This is a genomic window from Candidatus Phyllobacterium onerii (assembly GCF_028331445.1).
GTDB lineage: Bacteria > Pseudomonadota > Alphaproteobacteria > Rhizobiales > Rhizobiaceae > Phyllobacterium > Phyllobacterium onerii.
Genome location: NZ_JAQMHX010000006.1, coordinates 113,428 through 134,087 on the forward strand (window position 1 = coordinate 113,428; position 20,660 = coordinate 134,087).

18 protein-coding genes and 2 pseudogenes are annotated in these 20,660 nt (G+C 57.8%); 14 read left to right on the forward strand and 6 right to left on the reverse strand.

The genetic code is table 11. From position 1 onward, the window contains the following. The first annotated feature begins 5 nt into the window (after positions 1-5). Complete coding sequence (locus PHA01_RS15235; RefSeq protein ID WP_271896858.1) at positions 6-929, forward strand: dihydrodipicolinate synthase family protein; 924 nt, start codon at positions 6-8, stop codon at positions 927-929. A gap of 75 nt (positions 930-1,004) precedes the next feature. Here the strand turns inward: PHA01_RS15235 and PHA01_RS15240 are convergent, their stop codons facing one another. Beyond that, positions 1,005-2,222, reverse strand: a complete 1,218-nt coding sequence (locus PHA01_RS15240) for a pyridoxal phosphate-dependent aminotransferase (protein WP_271896860.1) — start codon at positions 2,220-2,222, stop codon at positions 1,005-1,007. A 164-nt stretch (positions 2,223-2,386) separates the two neighbouring features. On the opposite strand from PHA01_RS15240, the gene PHA01_RS15245 reads away from it, so the two are divergent. Both PHA01_RS15245 and PHA01_RS15250 read left to right on the forward strand, forming a co-directional pair. Beyond that, positions 2,387-3,613 (forward strand): glutamine amidotransferase-related protein, encoded by a 1,227-nt coding sequence (locus PHA01_RS15245; RefSeq protein WP_271896862.1) that lies wholly within the window; start codon positions 2,387-2,389, stop codon positions 3,611-3,613. A gap of 18 nt (positions 3,614-3,631) precedes the next feature. Next, on the forward strand, positions 3,632-4,414 hold the full coding sequence (locus PHA01_RS15250) for an SDR family oxidoreductase (RefSeq protein ID WP_271896864.1): 783 nt from the start codon (positions 3,632-3,634) through the stop codon (positions 4,412-4,414). A 133-nt stretch (positions 4,415-4,547) separates the two neighbouring features. Here PHA01_RS15250 and PHA01_RS15255 read toward each other — a convergent pair whose 3' ends face one another. Beyond that, entirely contained in the window at positions 4,548-4,868 is a 321-nt protein-coding gene (locus PHA01_RS15255) for a serine hydrolase domain-containing protein (RefSeq protein ID WP_271896866.1), read from the reverse strand. A gap of 111 nt (positions 4,869-4,979) precedes the next feature. Here PHA01_RS15255 and PHA01_RS15260 point away from each other — a divergent pair. Beyond that, positions 4,980-5,693: pseudogene (locus PHA01_RS15260) on the forward strand (FAD-binding oxidoreductase); the annotation flags it as partial. A 211-nt stretch (positions 5,694-5,904) separates the two neighbouring features. Here the strand turns inward: PHA01_RS15260 and PHA01_RS15265 are convergent. Together PHA01_RS15265 and PHA01_RS15270 are read right to left on the reverse strand one after the other, a co-directional pair. Next, positions 5,905-6,518 (reverse strand): annotated as a pseudogene (locus tag PHA01_RS15265) (3'-5' exonuclease). A 128-nt stretch (positions 6,519-6,646) separates the two neighbouring features. Further along, entirely contained in the window at positions 6,647-7,729 is a 1,083-nt protein-coding gene (locus PHA01_RS15270) for an ABC transporter ATP-binding protein (RefSeq protein ID WP_271896868.1), read from the reverse strand. A 99-nt stretch (positions 7,730-7,828) separates the two neighbouring features. Here PHA01_RS15270 and PHA01_RS15275 point away from each other — a divergent pair, with 99 nt between their 5' ends. The 7 genes from PHA01_RS15275 to PHA01_RS15305 are packed head-to-tail and all read left to right on the forward strand — an operon-like array spanning position 7,829 to position 14,439. Next, positions 7,829-8,524, forward strand: coding sequence for a GntR family transcriptional regulator (locus PHA01_RS15275; protein ID WP_271896871.1), 696 nt, complete (start codon positions 7,829-7,831; stop codon positions 8,522-8,524). Further along, positions 8,521-9,501, forward strand: coding sequence for an alpha/beta hydrolase (locus PHA01_RS15280; protein WP_271896873.1), 981 nt, complete (start codon positions 8,521-8,523; stop codon positions 9,499-9,501). Before PHA01_RS15275 ends, PHA01_RS15280 begins: the two co-directional genes overlap by 4 nt. A gap of 27 nt (positions 9,502-9,528) precedes the next feature. Then, positions 9,529-10,731 (forward strand): ABC transporter substrate-binding protein, encoded by a 1,203-nt coding sequence (locus PHA01_RS15285; RefSeq protein ID WP_271896875.1) that lies wholly within the window; start codon positions 9,529-9,531, stop codon positions 10,729-10,731. Positions 10,732-10,782: 51 nt separating this feature from the next. Further along, entirely contained in the window at positions 10,783-11,706 is a 924-nt protein-coding gene (locus PHA01_RS15290; RefSeq protein ID WP_114429363.1) for a carbohydrate ABC transporter permease, read from the forward strand. After that, positions 11,703-12,536, forward strand: a complete 834-nt coding sequence (locus PHA01_RS15295) for a carbohydrate ABC transporter permease (protein ID WP_271896877.1) — start codon at positions 11,703-11,705, stop codon at positions 12,534-12,536. Before PHA01_RS15290 ends, PHA01_RS15295 begins: the two co-directional genes overlap by 4 nt. A gap of 29 nt (positions 12,537-12,565) precedes the next feature. Further along, positions 12,566-13,447, forward strand: a complete 882-nt coding sequence (locus tag PHA01_RS15300) for a sugar phosphate isomerase/epimerase family protein (protein ID WP_271896879.1) — start codon at positions 12,566-12,568, stop codon at positions 13,445-13,447. Further along, the gene (locus PHA01_RS15305; RefSeq protein ID WP_271896881.1) at positions 13,444-14,439 is read left to right on the forward strand and encodes a Gfo/Idh/MocA family protein; all 996 of its coding nucleotides are present in this window, start codon (positions 13,444-13,446) and stop codon (positions 14,437-14,439) included. The genes PHA01_RS15300 and PHA01_RS15305 overlap by 4 nt, the downstream gene beginning before the upstream one ends. A gap of 19 nt (positions 14,440-14,458) precedes the next feature. On the opposite strand, the gene PHA01_RS15310 is transcribed toward PHA01_RS15305, so the two are convergent. Together PHA01_RS15310 and PHA01_RS15315 are read right to left on the reverse strand one after the other, a co-directional pair. Next, the gene (locus PHA01_RS15310) at positions 14,459-14,839 is read right to left on the reverse strand and encodes a hypothetical protein (protein WP_271896884.1); all 381 of its coding nucleotides are present in this window, start codon (positions 14,837-14,839) and stop codon (positions 14,459-14,461) included. 210 nt (positions 14,840-15,049) lie between these two features. Continuing rightward, on the reverse strand, positions 15,050-16,060 hold the full coding sequence (locus PHA01_RS15315) for a LacI family DNA-binding transcriptional regulator (protein WP_271897383.1): 1,011 nt from the start codon (positions 16,058-16,060) through the stop codon (positions 15,050-15,052). A gap of 182 nt (positions 16,061-16,242) precedes the next feature. Between PHA01_RS15315 and PHA01_RS15320 the strand changes: the two genes are divergently transcribed. From PHA01_RS15320 to PHA01_RS15330, 3 genes are all read left to right on the forward strand, one after another. Beyond that, the gene (locus tag PHA01_RS15320; RefSeq protein WP_271896886.1) at positions 16,243-17,271 is read left to right on the forward strand and encodes an ABC transporter substrate-binding protein; all 1,029 of its coding nucleotides are present in this window, start codon (positions 16,243-16,245) and stop codon (positions 17,269-17,271) included. A 92-nt stretch (positions 17,272-17,363) separates the two neighbouring features. Then, entirely contained in the window at positions 17,364-19,592 is a 2,229-nt protein-coding gene (locus PHA01_RS15325) for an ABC transporter permease (RefSeq protein WP_271896888.1), read from the forward strand. Continuing rightward, entirely contained in the window at positions 19,589-20,650 is a 1,062-nt protein-coding gene (locus tag PHA01_RS15330; protein WP_271896890.1) for an ABC transporter ATP-binding protein, read from the forward strand. Before PHA01_RS15325 ends, PHA01_RS15330 begins: the two co-directional genes overlap by 4 nt. The last annotated feature ends 10 nt before the right edge of the window (positions 20,651-20,660 follow it).

Below are 20,660 nucleotides of genomic sequence, written 5' to 3' on the forward strand. Positions count from 1 at the left end.
GAAAAATGAAAGACATCAGCGAAACGCGAGCCCGGCTCAAGGGCATTTTCAACATCACCGTTACGCCCTTCAGCAAGGACGGGGCGATCGACCGCGCGGGGCTTTCCCGCAGCATCGAGCGAGTCATCGGGCTGGGGTTCGACGGCGTTCTCATTGGTGGGACATATGGTGAGTTTCCGGCGATGTCGACGGAGGAACGGGCCGATGTTTTCCGCCACGTCATGGATGTCATTGGCGACCGCGTCCCTGTGATGCTGTGCAGCGCCCACTCCGATGTCCGGGTTGTGCGCGATCTGACGAAACTCGCCGGTGATCTCGGCGGCCTGCCTATGGTGACCCCGCCTTACGTTTCGGAAGTCACGGACGGACAGATCGTCTCATTCTTCCGCGATATGGCACCCCTGTCGAAGACGGGTATTCTCGTCTACAACGCACCAGGCATCGGCATCACCCTGTCGCCAACCCTGCTCGAACAACTCGCCGACATCGACAATGTCGCCGGTATCAAACAGGGGGATCTGAACCCGACCGCGATAGATCAGATTGCCAATCGGCTTGGCGGTCGCCTTCGGCTTTTCTGCGCCTCGGATCTCGCTTTTCTCGGACCGGTCATGGCCGGGTTTGATGGCATCAGCTCCACGAACAGCTGCGCATTGCCGGAACTTATTCTCGCGACGTACCGCGCACTGGAGAAAGGCGACGCTGCCGCGGCTCGCGACCTTCATCAGCTCTGGTATCCGTTCCGTGCGCTCGCACGCAAGCACGGCCAGCCGCAGACAACGAAGGCTGCAATGAACCTTCGCGGGTTCGATGGTGGCTCCGTCAGGCAGCCGCTACGGGACCTCGACGAAGCTGTCCATAATGAGATTTCCGCTGTTCTCGATAGCCTTGCCGGTGATACCCGGACAAAGGTGACGCTCGCCGCCTAAGTTCGTTTTCTTCCAACGCATACGAAAAACGCCCGGCATTCCCATGCGGGGCGCTTTTTATTGCTGCGTGCTGGTTCACGCGACCTTGCGGTCGCGAAGTTTACCGCAGGCCTCCACAATGCGATCGCAGGCAGTGCGCAATGTTTCGGTGTCGATCGCGTAGGCAATGCGAATGTGTCCGGGCGCGCCGAAGGCTGAGCCGTGGACGACACCCACATGAGCTTCCTCGATCAGATAGGCCGCAAAATCCAGGTCACTCGAAATCATCCGGCCATCCGGGCGGTATTTCCCGATGAGGCCCGAACAATCGGCAAAGACATAAAAAGCGCCCTCGGGAACGTCTGCATCAAGGCAAGTCAGGCCTTGAAGCGAATCAAGGACGATGTTGCGGCGTTCCAGCAGCACCTTCATCCATTCGGTCATGAAGCTGGTGCCACCGTCGAGTGCCGCGATGGCCGCCTGCTGGCTGATCGAACTTGGGTTGGACGTACTTTGGGATTGAAGTATCTGCATGGCATCGATCAGCCATTCCGGGCCTCCGGCATAGCCGACACGCCACCCCGTCATCGAGTAACCTTTCGACAATCCGTTGACCGTTAGAACGCGTGGCCTCAGCTGTGGCTCCACGGCTGCCGGAGTCGCGAAATCGCAGTCGTACCGGACGTGTTCGTAAATGTCGTCGGCGAGAATGAGGACGGTATCATGAGGTAGCAGCACATCCGTCAGAGCTTTCATTTCTGCCGGACTGTAGACCGCTCCGGTCGGGTTGTTGGGAGAGTTGAGAACAACCCAGCGGGTTCGCTCCGTGAGAGCGTTCTGCAGCGCCTGTGCTGTCAGTTTCCACCCGTCTTCCCTTGGGCAAGAAACGACTACAGGTTCGCCGCCGGCGAGCCGGATCATGTCGGGATACGAGACCCAATAGGGCGCTGGCACGATGACCTCATCGCCATCAGAGAGCGTGGCGAGAAAAGCGTTGAAGATGAGCTGCTTGGCTCCGGCTCCGGCAATGACTTCCGACGGCCCGTAGGACAGGCCGTTTTCAGTTGCGAACTTTCTACTTATTGCTGCCCGAAGTTCCCTCGTACCGGCTACCGCGGTATATTTCGTTTCACCGTTGCGGATTGCCGCGATGCCTGCCTCGCAGACAGCAGCCGGTGTCGCAAAATCGAGTTCGCCTTCGCCGAGATTGATGACGCTGTGTCCAGCGGCGGCAAGCGCACGTACCTTATTGGAGATCTCCGCGGTTGGAGACGAGCCGACGAGACTCATTCGGGGGGCAAGCAGTGGGTGCATTGACAAATTCCTGTGTTGCGTCGTTCTTTACATTGTATCAATTGATATATATTGTGCAATTATAAATCACCAAATATTGGCGGAATTTGTGGTGCAGTAGGTCATGAAGATCTCGTAATTGCTCACATTGATGAAGCAAAGACGATTCTGGTTTGGAGCGATGAATGGGTCTTCTCCTGGTCGAGCACAATATTGCGGAGCCCGCTCTCTACGGGGCCGCCGCCGCAGCTGTGGCATCGGCGAGGCAGTGCCGAATGATGCATCTGCCCGCACGTTTCGATACCGGTCAGCATGCCGACGCGGTCCAGCACGTTGTCGCAACAGGCGGGCTGGCGGCCAGCGGTCTTTGCTGGTTCGAACGCCTGAACGGGCAACCCGTTTCCTCTGCGGCCACCGTCGACGACATCGTGGCGGCCGCCAAGCAGGCAGAGGTGGTTGTTCCAGTTCATCCGCGATTTGTCCACACTCCAGAGCTTGTCCGTCTGCTCACACGATCGGCTGCCGATTCCGGAATCGGAGTCGAGGCTATCCATATCGAAAGGGACGGGAATGCTCTGCGCGAGCGCGGGACGGGGTTGCCAGTCGCCTGGCGGGATGCGTTCGGGCGCATTACCGCCTTCGATCGCTCCTCCGTCGGCGGCCAGACATCGCTGCAGATAGGACTGATTGGCTCTGAGAGCGATCACCGCAATGTCTATCCCGCTGCCCTGGCCAGTCTTGCAGATGCGGCCGACGCACTCTCGGTGGATCTGGATATCCGGTTCGTCGATCCGATGTCGCTTGCCGTGCCTGACGATTGTGAGGAACTGCAAACCCTTTCCGGCATCCTTTTGCCCGGCGGGGCGGCGATGAAGAACGTTCCCGGTCAGATCGAGGCTGCCACTGCAAGTCTCGCCTCCGGCCTACCTACAGTCGGTCTTTGTCTTGGAATGCAGACCATGGCGACCGCGATTGCATGGCGCGCCTTTGGCAGGGGAACCGCCAACCTCGCTGAGGCTGACCCCGATGCGGCGATCAAGACGTTTGTTCCCCTGGAGGGGCAAAGTGGCCCAGACGGCGAATCCCTGCCGGACCACAGAACTGGGGAGTGGATGACACGGGTTGTTGACGGAACGCAGCTGTCGCTCATTCTGCCGATGACAACTCCGGTTCGTTACAACCACCGCTTCCGGCTCGATCCGCAGTTGCTTCCGGCCCTCCGGCTGGCGGGGATGCAGGTGTCAGCCGAGGGCTTCGGCGGGGCGATCGTCGATGCGATCGAGGATCGCGACCACCCGTTTTTTATCGGTATGCAGGGTCATCCAGAGCTGAGTTCAAGCGATCGCAAGCCCCACCCGCTGTTGACGGCATTTCTTGTGGCAGCGCGAGAACACAAACCACGAACGGAATGAAGACAAGGAAATCTTGACATGGATCTCAATATCAAGGGCCGCACGGCGCTTGTGCTCGGCTCCAGCCAGGGGCTGGGCCTCGCTGTCGCACGCAATCTCGCGGGTGAGGGGGCGTCGGTCATTCTCGTTGGGCGATCTGGCGAGCGCCTTGAGGCAGCTGCCGCAATCGTCCGGGCTCAAACCAGCGAAGAGGTGAGAACCGAGGTTGTCGATCTTTCGAATTCTGATGCTCTCGACACGTGGTTGACGCGGATCACTGATTACAGGGTCGACATCCTTGTCAACAACGGAGGCGGACCACCGCCCGGACCGGTTGCTGGCGTGACAGCCGATGTCTGGCGCAAGCAATTCGATACCATGGTCAATGCCCCGTTTCGCGTCACGACGGCCATCCTGCCGGGCATGCGCGATAGAACGTGGGGGCGTATCATCAACATTGTCTCATCCGGGGTCGTTCAGCCGATCGCGAATCTTGGCATCTCGAACACACTCCGTCTCTCGATTATTGGCTGGGCAAAAACACTAGCTGCCGAGGTTGCGTCGGACGGGGTCACCGTCAATTCCGTCATCCCCGGCCGAATCCATACCTCTCGGGTTGACCAGCTTGACAAGGCGGCGGCGGACAGAACCGGAACGACGCAGGATGCGATCGCCGAGTCGTCCCGCGCAGCGATACCAATCGGGCGGTACGGAAGACCCGAGGAGTTCGCAGATGCCGTTGCGTTTCTTGCCAGCGAGCGAGCCAGTTACATCACCGGCACGACCTTGCGTGTCGACGGCGGCATGATTCGGAGCGTGTGATCCCCGCAGAATCGATCCATGCCGACGTTGCACACGCATGAAGCGGGTATGAATTTGGGCTTCATGCACTTGACAGGACAGTCGGTCGCATATTGCCTTCCCGAGGCATCACGCGGGCTTGTGATTTAGATTTTCACGCTCGTACCACTTCGATGATGGATCTGAGAACTTCATCTCTCGAAGCAGCTTCGATCCAGCGAAGCACGACAACAAGCTCGTGTTCCGGATCTGCCAACAGGAGATTTCCACCGATGCCAGCTGCCCAGAAGGTCCGCGTTGAAAATCCTGAAAACGCTTCGTTCGTATTAAGCCACCACAGAAAGCCGTACTCAGGTTTTAGTGACGACGGCCGCAAGCTGATATCGACCCAACGATCGGGCAGGATCTGCTCGCCGTTCCAAATGCCGCGCCGAAGGTAGAGCTGCCCGATCAAGGCAAGGTCAATCGCGCTCACCTGAATCCCGCCACCCCAATGCGAGCCACCAGGAACAAACTGTATTTTGTGACCGTGCCAATCGATATCGGTTTCGCGGAAGCCGTTCCACGTCCATGTTTGCGAGGCCCAGCCCTATGCTCCTTTCCCGAAGTCTCAAGCGCCGTGAACACCGCGATCGCCATCATTCAGATGGGCATTCCGGTTGCCCGCATGGAATTGATGGACCGCGGTTTGATTGAAGCTGTCAACGCGTATTCGGCACTCGATCTCCCGATTAGGGACACGCTTGCGTTCGAGTTTCATGGTTCACCAGCATCTGTCGAAGAGCAGGTGGCACTCGTGCGGGAAATTGCGACCGAGAACGGCGCGGACAATTTCGAGGCGGCGACGTCGCTCGAAGAACGTAACCGCTTGTGGAAAGCGCGGCATAACGCCTTCTATGCTGTCGTGGCGCAGCGCCCTGGAGCAAAAGGTTGGTCATCCGATGTCTGCGTACCGGTTTCGGAACTGGGAAACTGCATTCTTCACGCCCGCGAGCTTTTGGCTGGTTGCAACATTCCGGCGGCCATACTCGGCCACGTTGGGGACGGTAACTATCATGTCGTTTTTGCTGTCGATCCCGACAACGAACAAGAGATCGAGGAAGTTGCCCACATCAACAAGCTCATGGTCAAGAAAGCAATTTCCGTCGATGGAACCTGCACAGGCGAACACGGTGTCGGCACAGGTAAGATAGCTTATCTTCGCGAAGAGCACGGGGCCGCGCTTGATGTAATGGCACTTCTAAAAGATGCGCTTGATCCACACGGAGTTATGAACCCAGGAAAGATTTTTCTGCGATAGCAATCGGCTTGCGTCATGTTGACTGCGACGACTTCTATTGGTTCCCGACCAATCCACCGTTCACGACGAAGCGCCGCCTGCCGAGTTGCTTGCGGTGTGACCTTAATCTTGATGTCGCACTACAAGCCCGACCCATGCGGTCGGGTCCCTCGGAGCTTGACGTCGTCCCGTCTTCGCGGGGCGAGCATTGGCTTCAAAGCGGTGGAGAAGGTCAAGTGCGGTCGAAGACCTCGGGCTGCATTTTCCGGTCTTCATCAGATGTTGCAGTGTGTACGATATAGACAGGGCGTCGTCCAACGCATCATGTCCCTTCAACGGTGGATGTTCGACGCGATAGTAGTCCGCCAACTTGTTGCTGCGTGTCTTCGCTAGATCCTCGATAGGCATTCCCGCCGCGAGTAGAAGCTTGACTGCGTTATCGAACCGATGAGCCGGGATGGAAGGCTGAATCCCTGCGATATAGCAGCTGATGGCAACCATATTCAGCTCATCCTTACCCCACGACCAGAACCGGGCACCATCCGAGAAGCTGTCAAGGCCAGAAAGGACCTCCTGCAAGGTCAGGCCGTTGGTGGCGATGTTCTCTTCGGTGATGCCGGTGAGATTGGTGAAATAGGGATCGAGCGGATATTGTTCGCCAAACCGATCAATCGGTCGAACATAAGCCTTGTAGCTATCCAGGAGAGGAAACGCGCCCTCGAGGCCCAGTCTAACGGCTCCGATTTGGGCAATGACCGGATCGGGATCAACAGCAGCACACCAAAATCGACGTTGCGACCCCTCGATGCAAAGGAACTCGCAGTCAAATATAATAGCCGTTTTCATAGTCGACCTCCCGCAACAGCATTGCCCCATCGGTGCGACATTAACGATAAGAAAGTCGTTGGCAGCCTGACTCAGATGCACGGTGATTGCCAGTCACCGCAAGCCGTCAGTTAAAACATAAAGATATTTCAATTGATCCGTTGGGCTCCATCGGTTTCGAAGAGGTGAACGTTGGCAATATCACCCTTTACCGAGAGCCGCTCGCCGACCCGGATTTCAGCTGATCTTGGGAATTCGATGGTGACAAGTTTTTCGGCGCCGGCATCGAGATAACCGAAGGTCTGACTGCCAAGCCGTTCGACCACCGCCAATTCGCCGCTGAACCAACCCTGGGCGGCGTCGCAGACGGTCAGGTCTTCTGGACGGATGCCGAAGGTAACCGTCTTGGCTGCCACGGCTGGTCCATCCCCAGCATCTATAACGGCTTTGCCTGCCGGCAATTGCAGGACGAAATTGTTCCGGGTGGATTCAACGACATTCACCTGCAAGGTATTCATGGTCGGACTGCCGATGAAACGTGCCACGAAGAGACTTGCCGGCTTGCGGTAGAGGTCAAGCGGATGCCCGATCTGTTCGACGTTACCCGCGTTCATAACGACAATTCGATCGGCGAGCGTCATAGCCTCAACTTGATCGTGCGTGACGTAGACGGTGGTCGCCTGCATGCGGCGGTGCAGCTTGGCGATTTCAAGCCGCATCTCGACGCGAAGTGCGGCATCGAGATTTGACAGCGGTTCGTCGAACAGGAATGCCTTCGGCCGGCGAACGATGGCGCGGCCCATCGCAACCCGCTGGCGCTGGCCGCCCGAAAGTTGTGCCGGCCGACGCTCAAGATAATCCTGAAGTTTGAGGATATCGGCGGCGCCTGTCACGCGCGTGTCAATTTCATTGGTGGTCTCGCCGCGCATTTTCAGGCCAAACGCCATATTTTCTTCAACGCTCATATGGGGGTAGAGCGCGTAATCCTGGAAGACCATGGCAATATCGCGGTCGGAGGGCGGCAGGGCATTGACGACCTTGTCGCCAATCCTCAGTTCACCCGCGCTGATTTCCTCCAGCCCGGCGATCATTCGGAGCAGGGTGGATTTCCCGCAACCGGACGGACCAACAAGAACGAGAAACTCGCCGCTCGCGACATCGATATTCACCCCATGGATGACGGGAACGGTCCCGTAGAGCTTTCGGATCTGCTTCAGACTGATCGCTGTCATTCGATTGTTCCTCCGCCCGATACGTTATTGACTTTCATTATCGATATCAATATCAATAATGATAATTAGCGTCATCTGCAATCAAGAGGAGAGCTTGCAGTGCCCGACGACTCCATCACCCGCAGATCAAATCGCCCATCCTATAGCCCGCTTCCAGCAAAGGCGGCCGTGGCGTTCGATCAATTGAAGCGGGATATCATGCTTGGAGAGTTGCGCGCCGGCGAGCCATTGACGGAGCTTGATCTGGCGGCGCGGTTCCAATGCAGTCAGGGTACCATTCGCGAGGCCCTGCTGCAGCTGCAGGAAGAAGGGTTGGTGCGACGCCAGGGGCACCGGGGCACCCAGGTATCTGCCTGCACGGTCGATGAAGCCGTTGAAATGTTCCGCGTGCGCCAGCAGATCGAATGCAATGGCATCGTTCGTGCGCTGCGCCACAAGAGCCGGACACTCGTTTCCGATCTTCAAGAACTTGCGGACGATATGGCAGAGTCTGCAAACAACGACGACGAGCTCCAGCTCGCGGCGCTCGACCGGGATTTCCATCGGCGGATTTTTCGCGATGCCGACCTGCCGGCGCTCGATCCGATCCTGCACCGGTGTCTCGTTCACAACCATCGATTCAAGATTTCAAGAAGTATCGGTTCCCGCGATCTCATGGCGACAGCACTACGGCACCGCGTCATAATTGAAGCTATAGAGCAGGGCGATGTGGTCGCTGCAACGCAAGCCTTGCATCATCATATCGCGACGATCGTCGACTTCGGGCCGACTGTGTTTCCGGACGCTGATCAATGAACGGCGCCGAGTTTTCCAATGAACTTTCAGCGGAGATGCGCGCGTTGTTGCTGCGCGTCGAAGAGGAGTTGGGGCCGCTACCTGATCCCACATTGCTGCCGGCGGACGAAGGCAGAGCGCAATCCGAACGTTCAAACCAGCGCAATAATGTAAACCTTCCGGCGCTTGCTCAGACGCGAGACATCGTTGTTGCCGCCAACACAGAACTTGGTTCCCAGGATTGCCGCATGCGGGTGCTTGTGCCGCATGATGCGGGCATTGGCGCGGTGCTTTTCGTTCACGGCGGAGGGTTCGCGTTCTGCAGTCCTGAAACGCATGAGCGTTGTGCCCGGGTTCTCGCCAACGAGATCAGATTGCCCGTGCTCGTTCCCGATTATCGACTAGCCCCGGAAAATCCATTTCCAGCGGGCCTCCACGACGTTGTCGCCTGCCTGCGTGCAGCATTCGCGGCGACTGCAGAAGCAGGCGTATCCACGGGACCGCTCATCATCGCAGGAGATTCGGCTGGGGCCAATCTCGCGCTTGCAGCCGTCATGCACGAAGAGAGAGCTGGACGTTCACTGCCGTCAGGCATGCTTCTGTTCTACGGTGCGTTTGGTGCCGACTTCACCACGGAGTCGTATGGCCAGTTTGCCGAGGGCCCCGGTCTGACGCGCGGCAAGATGCAACGATACTGGAACTGGTATTGCGCGGATGAGGATGCGCGTCGCAATCCGCTGGTGGCGCCGCTTCTCGCCGATGACGATGTGTTGCGCGCATTGCCGCCGCTCTATGTGCTGGCCGCTGGCGTCGATCCCCTCTTGTCCGACACGCTTTTATTCGCTGACAGGCTGAAGGCTGTTGGCCGCAACGATCCCCTCACTGTTGTGCCGGGGGTAACGCATGGATTTCTGCAAAACACGAATGAACTGGCTGCTGCGCGGGAGGCGCTTGTGGCGGCCGGGGAGGCTGCTCGAGGAATGATCCGCGGCAGTTGACGACCCATAACAAAGGTGGAGGAAACAATGAGCATTCTCAAGAAACTGGGTATCAGTTGCGCATTCATGGCCGGCCTGGCGATGAGTGCCGCCAATGCGGCTGAAACGGTGCGGTTCTGGTATCATTTCGACAATCCGGAAAATCCGATGTCGGATCTCGTGGCGAAGTTCGAGGCGAAAAACCCCGATATCAAAATTGAAGCGGAAAACGTTCCGTGGAACAGTTACTACGACAATCTGTATACCTCCCTGGTTGGCGGCAATGCGCCGGACGCCGGGATGGTCAAGCTCTTTGCACAGCCGCGGCTGGCGGAAATGGGTGCGCTGGAGCCGATTGGCGACCGCATCAACGCCTGGCCGGGCAAAGCCGATCTTCTCGATAATCTGCTGGAATTGAACAAGGGGCCGGATGGCCAGCAGTACTACCTGCCGATCCAGTACGTCGTTCTGTATCTTTATTACCGCGCCGATCTCTTCAAGGAGGCGGGCCTCAATCCACCGGTGACATGCGAAGACTTCCGCACGGCGGCACAGAAATTGACCAAAGCGCCCGACACCTATGGTTTTGGCCTGCGCGGTGGCAAGGGCGGCTGGGACCAGTGGGGGACATTCGTCTTTTCGCAAGGCGCGGAACTCAAGCCGGGCGGCCTGACCAACCCTGAAGCCGTCGCGGCCAATCAGTGGGTTATCGATCTGTTCCAAAAAGACAAGGTTATCCCGCCATCGGCTCCAAACGACGGCTTCCAGGAAATTATTGCAGCGTTCAAGGCTGGCAAGACGGCCATGACCATTCATCATATTGGCTCATCCAATGATTTGGTCAAAGCGTTGGGAGATAAGGTTTCCGCCGTTCCTGCCCCCAAATGCGGCGGCAAGCAATGGACCTCCTATGGCGATGAATCCCTGGCGATTTTCTCGTCGTCACAGGTGAAGGATGCTGCCTGGAAGTGGATATCCTTTCTCGCCGAGGGTGAAAACAACGTTGCCTTCAACAAGGCGACGGGCCAGATGACTGTAACCAAGAGCGGCTCCGAGCATTGGACCCTGCATGAACGCCGCTTCGTTGACGCTACGGTCCAGTCTCTGCCGTTCGCTCACGTGCTGCCGCAAAGCACCGCGACAGCGGAGTTCGTCAATACTGCGTGGCAGACGTCGATGCAGCAAGCGCTCACCGGCCAGATCACCTCGCAACAGATGATGCAACAGCTTGAAAGCCTCTTCGCGCAGTAGCGCGAAGGGGTTTCCTATTACTGGTAGACGTCCGCCGAAAGTAGATTGTCCATGTCAACGCTTGCGCCATCAGCACCTCACGATCTCACGCAGGTCCGTCCGCTTCGCAGCCGGTTGATGCCGTATGCCCTGCTGGCGCCGGCAGTGCTCGTGACATTGTTCATCGTTTTCTTCCCGATGGTTCAGGCGGTCGTCACCAGCTTCTACGACCTGGTCCTGTGGAAGCCCAATGCCAGCCGGTTCGTGGGCTTCGGCAACTACATCAAGCTCTTGCATGACCCGGTATTCTGGACTTCGCTCGGCCATACGGCCATATGGATCGGCTTGACGGTGCCCTTGCAGATGGGTCTTGGCCTGGTCGCGGCGCTCCTGCTCAATCGCGAGTTCCCATGGCGCGGCCTTGCACGTGCCCTCGTCATTATTCCGTGGGCCTTGCCGAGCGTCGTCATTGCGCTGATGTGGCGCTGGATTTATGATCCAACCACCGGGGTGCTCAATGACATCCTGCTTTACCTGTCGATAATCCATTCAACCGTGCCCTGGCTCGCCGATCCGCATCTCGCGCTCTATGCGGTGATTGCAACCTTGACCTGGCAGGGCTTTCCGTTTTTCGCGGTGATGATCCTTGCCGGTTTGCAAGGGATACCCCAAAGCCAGTATGAAGCCGCCTCTATCGACGGGGCCAGCACGTGGCGCCAGTTCGTCCATATTACACTTCCGGGCATCGCACCCGTGCTGGCAACGGCGGGCCTGCTGCGTATTATCTGGGTAGCAAATTCCATGGACGTCATCTTCGTTATGACAGGTGGCGGCCCGGGTTATGCCACACACACACTGCCGCTCTATGCATTTATCAAGGCCCGGCAAAATCTCGATTTCGGCTATGGCACCGCCATTGCCGTTACGTTCACGATCCTTCTGGGAGCCATCGTGGCGGTCTATATCGTCCGGACCATGCGCGAGGTGGAACGATGAACAAGCCCTCGACGCTCCGCCGGATTCTCACGACGGATATTCCTGTCGTCTTCATCATAATGCTCGCCATGGGGCCATTCGTCTGGATGATCCTGACGTCCCTGACACCGACCGCGCAATTATCAGCGACTGGCGTATCCCTGTCGCCGGCGGGGTGGAGCATGGACAACTATATTCGCCTGCTGGAACAGACCTCGTTTCTCGGCAATATGCTGGACAGTCTGATCATTGCTGCTGGTACTGTCGTCTTGGGCCTCGCAGTTTCAGTCACTGCCGCCTACGCGCTGTCGCGTTTCCGCTTCCCCGGCCGCCAGCTGGTCATGCTGCAGTTTCTGCTGGTCAACATGTTTCCGATCGTGCTCCTGATCCTGCCGCTCTTTATCCTCATGCGGAAGATCGGCCTTCTCGATACGCATCTTGCGATGATCCTCGCCAATTCAACGGTCGCCATTCCGTTCGCGGTCTGGATGCTCCGGAGTTACATCGGTGCTATTCCCCGCAGCCTCGACGAAGCGGCGATGATCGATGGCTGTTCCCGGCTGCATGCGTTGCGTCGCGTCGTTCTGCCGCTGGCCATGCCCGGCATCATTTCGACAGGCATCTATATCTTCATTACCGCGTGGAACGAATATCTCTACGCCCTGACACTTGGCGGCCGGAACGTCCGCCCCGTTACCGTGGCGATCCAGACGCTGATAGGTGAATACCAGATCGAATGGGGTCTGCTCGCCGCCGGCGGTGTCGTTGGTGCGCTTCCCGCCACTCTGCTTTTCCTGCTCGTTCAACGCCGGCTTATCGGCGGCCTCACCCAAGGCGCAGTGAAGGGATGACTCTTATTAATATCAAAGAAGGACCCAAGATGAATCCCATCGGATTGATCTCCATGCAATATGCAAGGCCATTCACCGCCGAGCATTTCCATCTCTTCAAGAAAATGCGCGAGCTTGGCTTTGACTTCGTCGAACTGCTGGTACCCGAGCCCGGCGAAATCGATCTTGCCGAAGCCCGGCGCGCTTTGGACGACGCGGGACTTGGCGTCGTCCTCGCCGCGCGGGTCAATATGCAACGCAATCTTTCATCGCAGGAGAAAGATGCCCACCGTGCCGGCATCGACTACCTGCGCTATACAGCGGACTGCGCGGCGGAACTCGGTGCGACCGTTGTTGGCGGCCCTCTCACCGGCAATCCACTGGTGTTTGCCGGGCGTGCACCAGTACCGGTAACCGAAGAGGAACGGCTGGCGCGCAAGGACCGCTGCGTCGCGGGACTGAAGGAAGCGGGCGATCACGCTGCGAAGGCCGGTATTCTGCTCGCCGTCGAACCGCTCAATCGCTTCGAAAGCGATGTGTTGTGCACGACACAACAGGCCGTCGAGCTGCTTGATGCAGTGGACCATCCGGCGGTCAAGTTGATGCTGGACACATTTCACATGCACATGGAGGAAGCGTCGATCCCCGAGGCCATCCGGCTTGGCGGGGATCACCTCGTGCATTTCCAGGCCAACGAAAATCATCGCGGCTTCCCCGGTACCGGTTCAACCGACTGGGTTGCAGTTTGTCGTGCGCTGCACGAGGTGAACTACAAAGGGCCGGTATCGCTTGAGCCTTTCCGCCGCAATGATGATCGTTTTGGCGTTCCCTTCGCGCAGTGGCGTCCACCGCACGAGGACGAAAGCGAGCGCCTTACCGCGAGCGCGGCCTTTATCAAATCCCATCTCACACTGACGGAATATCGGCGATGACATTGAAAATCGGCTGGATCGGTTGCGGCATTCACGCAACCCAGATGCTACTTCCCCAATTGGTCCGCCATGACGTCGAAATCGTCGGGCTCTGCGATATCGATGGCAAGCGTCTTGGCGATGCCGGCCGGCAGTTTGGCGTTGCGCGCATGACCAGCGACGCTGAGGAGCTGATCCGTATGCCCGGCATCGACGCCATCGGCATGGCCGTGGGGCCGGATCAGCATCTGCATTTCGGCAAACTTGCGCTCGATCGAGGTTTGCCTGTGTTTATGGAAAAACCGCCGTCGGGAACAGCGGCTGGCGCGCGCGAACTTCGCGCGGCGTCGGAGCGCGCTGGCAAACCGTTGCTCGTCGGTTTCATGAAACGTTATTCGGTCGGTAACAAGATTGCCCACAACATCATCAAGTCCGGGCGGTTCGGGCCGGTGCTTGGCCTTACCGGATACTATATGACTGCGCCGGGCTACTTTACCGGCAATGTCGATTACACCGGCTTCTTCCTGCATCACTGCGTGCACTATATGGACCTGGTGTCATTTTTCGTATCGCCGGTGCGAACCATTTCGGCGCGAAAGGTGGAAAAAACACCGGGCAGGGTTCTTTTCCACGTCGGGTTCGAGTTCGAGTGCGGCGCCATTGGAAATATCGCGATGGGTACGATCCAGTCGCGGGGCACGCCAGTCGAGCGCATCGAGTTGATGAGTGACCACCAGCGTCTCGAGGTGGATGACGTGATTGAAGTGCGTTGGAACCGCAATCCGCCTTTCAAAGTAGACGATCCCGAAGCAACACTCGCCGACGATGTCGACACTCTGACATGGAAGCCGAATTTTACGGCAGCGGCAAATGAAGATCCGAAGGGTTATTATTCACTCTTGGCCGATGTGGTTCCGGCCCTTGGCGGTGCGTCGACTGCTGCCCCGACAATTCATGATGGGGTGATAGCCATGGAACGGCTGGAGACTTTGCGACGGGAGCTTGATTTGTAATTTCCGTGGGCTGCCGCGGTCACTCGACGTTGGAGTCCATGCAGCGATACGTAAATTTGTATTCTCCTTCGGGCTTTCCCGGGTTCCTGTCGTCTCTTGGGTTGTGATAACAGGCACCCCACCTGATCCCGGCACGCCCAGCAACACTCAAAAGCTGTAGTCCCCCTTTTGCGGCGATCACCGTGGCCGGATATAATTGGTCACCTTGGTGTTGTACTACGCGGGCACAATTCAATGGTTCTTCGGATGCCTCCTCAAAGCAGATTTCGATGACCACGTCGCGATCGCAATTGTTGACGAAAAGCCAACCTTTTTCGTTTTCGGTCCCGATGACGCAACTCTTGGCATCGTCGCTAAAAGAAGGAGTAACCTGGCCGGAAAACAGGATGAGGCCGATCACGGCAAGCGTCTTGCATTTCTTCAAAAGCCTCATGTGATTCAAGCTGATGCGTCCCCGATTCGTCAAACTTGATTTTGAAGCAGCCTACGACGACTATTTCATCTTTGCCACTGTCAGCCCGATACAAACTCTTGTCTGCGAAGACAGGTGCGGCGCGCTCGATCGGCAACGCCATGAGGTGGGGTTGCCGGCCGACGCAACCAAACGATCCTATAGTTTGTTCCGGATTGTTTTTCTCCAGATCAGCGGTGCGTGCAGGTTGGCAGGCCGCACCCGACCGGCGGTCGCATCGCTTTGGAGCCAGGCGACACTGCTCTTTACGATTTCATCCACTGGCTGCGAAAACGTCGTCAAGTTATAGGACGTCCACGAGGACTGCTCGATATCGTCGAAGCCGACGATGCAGAGATCTTCCGGAATGTTCAGCCCAAAGTCGTACCGTGCACCGTCCATCAACCCGAATGCCATCAGATCGTTGACGCAGAAGACTGCGTCCGGCTGCACTGCCTCGGTGAACAATGTCTGCGCAATCTTGCGGCCGCTCTCATAGACGGTGTTACCATGGCGTACGACCCTGACCTCAAGTCCGAATTCGGCGGCCGCTGCGATGAAGCCGCGTTCGCGCGCCATCAGGCTTGGTGTTCCAACGTCGGAGTTGGCGAATGCGAGGTGTCGGCAGCCTGCACGCAGGAATGCACTCACGGCCACCCGAGCCGCTTGACCATCGTCGAGATTGATACGGAACGGGCCCTCGATATCATCATCGCGATTGATCAGCACGATGCGCTGGCCGCTGTTGAGGCAAAGCCTGGTAATCGCCTTGTCCGGAAGCCCGGACAACAGGATGGACGCGTCGGCACGATAGTGCAGGGTTTGCCGGAGCGCCGTGTCCACACTGCCATCCGAGCGATCGGTGTTGATGAGCATGGCAATCTTTCCGGCCGTTTGCAATTCGTGGGTGAGCGCGCGTACCAGACGGGCTCGGTAGGGCGTATCCATCTCGGATACGACCAGGCAGACGATACCGCTTTCACTGCGCATCAGGCCGCGTGCAAGCTGATTGACGTGATAGCCAAGCGCTTGCGCAGCCTCCATGACCCGCTGGCGTGTTTCCTCCGAAACACTCGCGCCTGGCGTAAACGTGCGGGATACAGCCGAGCGCGAAACGCCCGCCCGCTTTGCTACATCATCAGCGCTGACGAATGATTTGTTCAACTGCATGAATCCATAGTTGTTCACGGTATCTTGCACGCGCTTGCGCGCCGCTGCAACCACCAGACTGCTAATTTTATTGAAGGAACGCAATAGTCCGCTTGACAGGAAGACATGACGTGTGAAACTTTTGCACGCGCTTGCAAAAAAGCGTGCGGCATGGAGGTGCCGCTTTTTCAGGGAGGAAAATCATGCGTTCTGTATTCGCAATTGTCGCCGCTTTTGCTGTTGGTCTTCAAATGATGCCAACCGAGGCGCGCGCTGCGGACAATCTCAATCTGATCTGTTCGGCCGATGTCGTCATCTGTGAATTGATGAAGGGCATGTTCGAGAAGGAGACGGGTATCCAGGTCAATATGGTCCGTCTGTCGTCTGGCGAGACCTATGCCAAGATCCGCGCCGAGGCACGCAATCCGAAAACCGATATCTGGTGGGCGGGTACTGGTGATCCGCATTTGCAGGCGGCTTCCGAAGGGCTAACCCAGGAATATAAATCGCCCATGCTCGACCAGTTGCAGGATTGGGCGAAGAAGCAGGCCGAGAGCGCAGATTATAAGACCGTTGGCGTTTATGCGGGTGCGCTTGGCTGGGGTTATAACACCGAGATCGTCAAGAAAAAGGGCCTCAAGGAGGCCAAGTGCTGGGCTGACCTCATCGATCCATCCTTCAAGGGCGAAATCCAGATCGCCAACCCGAATTCGTCCGGCACTGCCTATACCGCGCTGGCTTCCCTGGTTCAGATCATGGGTGAGGACAAGGCCTTCGACTACCTGAAACAGCTGAACGCGAATGTATCGCAATATACAAAATCAGGTTCGGCGCCGGTTAAGGCAGCGGCGCGGGGTGAAACCGCGCTGGGCATCGTCTTCATGCATGATGCTGTCGCCCAGATCGCTGAAGGCTTCCCCGTCAAGGCTGTGGCTCCTTGCGAAGGTACCGGCTACGAAATCGGCTCGATGTCAATCATCAAGGGTGCGCGCAATCTCGACGCGGCCAAGAAATGGTATGACTGGGCTCTTTCCGCCGAAGTGCAGTCGCATATGAAGGACGCGAAGTCCTTCCAATTGCCATCGAACAAGTCTGCCACCGTTCCGCCTGAAGCTCCGAAATTCGAGGATATCAAGCTCATCGATTATGACTTCAAGACCTATGGCGACCCTGCCAAACGCAAGGAACTGCTTGATCGCTGGGACAAGGAGATTGGTGCAAGCGCCAACTGAACTTGCTTTTGACTGACGCGATATGTCCGGATCGTCCCGGACATATCTCCAGCGCAAGTAACTTTCTATGATCAGCGAAGGCGGGTGGCGTTATGGAACGTAGCGACCGGAGATTGAATATTGCGCTTGGCATCGGGCTCGCCGGGTTGAGCCTCGTGCCGTGGTACAGGATCGAAAGCGGCTTTTTCGGCCTCGATTGGCTCGGCAATTTTCCGAACGGTTCCAACGAAGCGCCTGCTCTTTTGCAGATATTCGCACACGGCCGCTGGACACTTGCCGTCATCGCGTTGCTCTTCGCCGTGGGCCTATGCGCGCGGGCTTTCAAAGTCTCGTCGCTTCGTTCAAATCTGCTGATCGCGGCCGGCGCCGCTGGAGTTGTTTTCCTTGTGCTGCAGGGGCTCGCTGTCGGGTTTACGGGCTGGACCTGGACGATGACGGAAGCGCTGTTCGGACCGCTTGCCGATGGCCAGCCTTCGATGGGTGCAGGCGCCGGGCTCGTGGCGCTTTCCTTCGTCCTGATGTTTTCCTTCGGACTTGCAGAGCGCGGTGTAATGCGGGGCGATGCGTTCGTGGTGGCTTCAATCGCGCTACTCGTCTTCCTTGTCAGCATCTTTGTGTTCTACCCCGTGGGCAGCATGTTCATCGGTGCTTTCCAGAGCTTTGATGGCTCCTTCGATCCCTCCGGGTTTGTCCGCAATATTCAGGACCCATCGATATGGAGCCTGGATTGTCTTGTTGGGGGCAATCGCTGTGGCGTCGCCTGGCGTACCCTGCTCCTGGCAATCCTTTCTGCTTTTGCCTCCACACTGCTCGGGCTCTGCTTCGCTCTGGTTGCTACCCGTACTCGTTTTCCATTCAAGAAGGGCTTGCGGCTCCTAACGATCCTGCCGATCATCACGCCTCCCTTCGTCATCGGCCTTGCGCTTATCCTTCTTTTTGGCCGTGCCGGGGTCGTGACCCATCAGCTTTCCAACCTCTTCGGGATTGAGCCGGGCCGTTGGCTCTATGGCCTGACCGGCATCTGGATTGCACAGGTTCTGTCTTTCACGCCGATCTCGTTTCTCGTGCTCATCGGCGTTGTCGAGGGTGTCAGCCCGTCGATGGAGGAAGCATCGCAAACCCTGCGGGCGGATCGCTGGCGCACGTTCTGGAGAGTTTCGTTGCCTCTGATGAAGCCCGGTCTCGCCAACGCGTTTCTGATCGGCTTCATCGAGAGCATGGCGGATTTCGGTAACCCTCTGGTGCTGGGCGGTAGCCATGGGGTGCTCTCGACGGAAATCTTCTTTGCCGTTGTCGGTTCGCAGAACGATCCTTCGCGTGCCGCGGTACTTGCGATCATCCTTTTGTTCTTCACGCTCTCGGCCTTCCTTGCGCAGCGACTATGGCTGGCAGGCAAGAGCTTCGCGACGGTGACGGGCAAGGGCGATTCGGGTGCGCATATCGCCTTGCCGCGATCGCTGTCCATTGGCGTCCATGCCATCGTGATTCCCTGGATACTGTTCACGCTGGTCATCTACGGCATGATCCTGTTCGGCGGCTTTGTCCGCACGTGGGGACTCGACAATACGCTGACCTTCGAGCACTACCAGCGCGCGTTCTCTTTCAGCTTCGAGAACGGCGCCATTGCATGGACCGGCGTTGCCTGGAACTCATTCTGGACGACGATCAAGATCGCGTTGATTTCGGCACCACTCACCGCTGCGGTCGGGTTGCTGACGGCTTACCTGATCGTCAGGCAACGATTCGTCGGACGCAACGTATTTGAATTCGCGCTGATGATGAGTTTTGCTATCCCAGGCACTGTCATCGGCATCAGTTACATCATGGCGTTCAATCTCCCGCCGCTGGAAATGACCGGCACGGCACTGATTCTCGTAGCCTGCTTTGTCTTCCGCAACATGCCGGTCGGCGTGCGCGGCGGCGTGGCGGCGATGAGCCAGCTCGACAAGAGTCTGGATGAGGCATCGCTGACCTTGCGGGCAACAAGCTTCCGGACAATCCGCAAGGTCATCCTGCCCTTGCTTCGTCCGGCGATCGTTGCTGCGCTGGTCTACTCGTTCGTCCGCGCCATCACATCGATCAGCGCTGTCATATTCCTTGTCAGCGCCGAGTATAATATGGCGACTTCCTACATTGTCGGGCTCGTCGAGAACGGCGAATACGGCGTTGCCGTCGCCTACTCGTCAATGCTCATCGTTGTCATGATCGTTATCATTACCTGTTTCCAGCTGCTGGTGGGTGAACGGAGATTGCGCCGCGAAAATCGCGTTGCAGCGGCCTTTATCCCGTCTGCTGCACCACAAGAGAAGGCCGCATCATGACCACACATCACACCGGCTCTGTTGTTTTCACCAATGTCAAAAAGCAGTTCGGCACGTTTACGGCCATCCACGATCTGTCTCTGGACATCGAACCGGGCACACTTGTAACGCTGCTGGGCCCATCAGGCTGTGGCAAGACGACGACCCTGCGCATGCTCGCCGGGCTCGAGCATCCAACTGCAGGACGCATTCTCATCGGCGGCAAGGATGTCACCATGCTTCCCGCCAACGAACGCGATGTCTCGATGGTGTTCCAGTCCTACGCACTGTTCCCGCATATGTCAGTGCTGGAAAACGTCGCATATGGACTTGAATCATCGAAGATGAAAAAGAATGAAGCGCGGGAACGGGCGGAAGAGGGCCTGAAGCAGGTCGGTCTTGCCGGGTACGGCCAGAGGCTGCCTGCTGAACTCTCCGGCGGGCAGCAGCAGCGAGTTGCGGTCGCCAGAGCTCTGGTGCTCGAACCGCAGGTGCTCTTGCTGGATGAACCTCTTTCCAATCTCGATGCGCGCCTGCGGCGCCGTGTGCGCACGGAAATCCGTGAACTACAGCAGCGCCTAGGGTTTACTGCAGTCTATGTCACCCATGACCAGGAAGAGGCGCTTGCAGTCTCGGACAGGATCATTGTCATGCAGGATGGCCTGATCGCCCAGCAGGGTTCGCCGCGAGATCTTTACGAAGCTCCGGCCTCGTCGTTCATTGCCGACTTCATCGGCGAAGCGAACGTCCTGCCTTGCGAGGTCCTGCGTAGCGATGGGGGACAGGCGATCATTCGAGTCGGAAAGCTGGAACATTCTGTACCAGGCCGGAGCGCCCGCCCGGGGCCAGCAACGATCGCCGTCAGACCCAATGCGATCGCGCTCGAGGCGGCAGAGAGGGGGGCGTTTCCTGGCAGCATACGGCATGCGGCCTATCTCGGGGATCATGTGGAATATGAAGTCGAGACGGAGGCGGGCACACTATTCGTCGTAGATCCGGCCATCGACAGAACGCTTCCACCGGCGACCAATGTCAGCATCGGTTTTCACCATCGCGGCATCGCCATCATCAACAATTGAAATCTGCATT

Excerpts from the sequence above, each read along its gene's own strand:
- PHA01_RS15240 (WP_271896860.1), bottom strand. The coding sequence starts at position 2,222 with ATGCACCCACTGCTTGCCCCCCGAATGAGTCTCGTCGGCTCGTCTCCA.
- PHA01_RS15295 (WP_271896877.1), top strand. The coding sequence starts at position 11,703 with ATGAACAAGCCCTCGACGCTCCGCCGGATTCTCACGACGGATATTCCT.
- PHA01_RS15325 (WP_271896888.1), top strand. The coding sequence starts at position 17,364 with ATGGAACGTAGCGACCGGAGATTGAATATTGCGCTTGGCATCGGGCTC.
- PHA01_RS15320 (WP_271896886.1), top strand. The coding sequence starts at position 16,243 with ATGCGTTCTGTATTCGCAATTGTCGCCGCTTTTGCTGTTGGTCTTCAA.
- PHA01_RS15280 (WP_271896873.1), top strand. The coding sequence starts at position 8,521 with ATGAACGGCGCCGAGTTTTCCAATGAACTTTCAGCGGAGATGCGCGCG.
- PHA01_RS15245 (WP_271896862.1), top strand. The coding sequence starts at position 2,387 with ATGGGTCTTCTCCTGGTCGAGCACAATATTGCGGAGCCCGCTCTCTAC.
- PHA01_RS15305 (WP_271896881.1), top strand. The coding sequence starts at position 13,444 with ATGACATTGAAAATCGGCTGGATCGGTTGCGGCATTCACGCAACCCAG.
- PHA01_RS15290 (WP_114429363.1), top strand. The coding sequence starts at position 10,783 with ATGTCAACGCTTGCGCCATCAGCACCTCACGATCTCACGCAGGTCCGT.
- PHA01_RS15235 (WP_271896858.1), top strand. The coding sequence starts at position 6 with ATGAAAGACATCAGCGAAACGCGAGCCCGGCTCAAGGGCATTTTCAAC.
- PHA01_RS15285 (WP_271896875.1), top strand. The coding sequence starts at position 9,529 with ATGAGCATTCTCAAGAAACTGGGTATCAGTTGCGCATTCATGGCCGGC.
- PHA01_RS15315 (WP_271897383.1), bottom strand. The coding sequence starts at position 16,060 with ATGCAGTTGAACAAATCATTCGTCAGCGCTGATGATGTAGCAAAGCGG.
- PHA01_RS15330 (WP_271896890.1), top strand. The coding sequence starts at position 19,589 with ATGACCACACATCACACCGGCTCTGTTGTTTTCACCAATGTCAAAAAG.
- PHA01_RS15300 (WP_271896879.1), top strand. The coding sequence starts at position 12,566 with ATGAATCCCATCGGATTGATCTCCATGCAATATGCAAGGCCATTCACC.
- PHA01_RS15250 (WP_271896864.1), top strand. The coding sequence starts at position 3,632 with ATGGATCTCAATATCAAGGGCCGCACGGCGCTTGTGCTCGGCTCCAGC.
- PHA01_RS15270 (WP_271896868.1), bottom strand. The coding sequence starts at position 7,729 with ATGACAGCGATCAGTCTGAAGCAGATCCGAAAGCTCTACGGGACCGTT.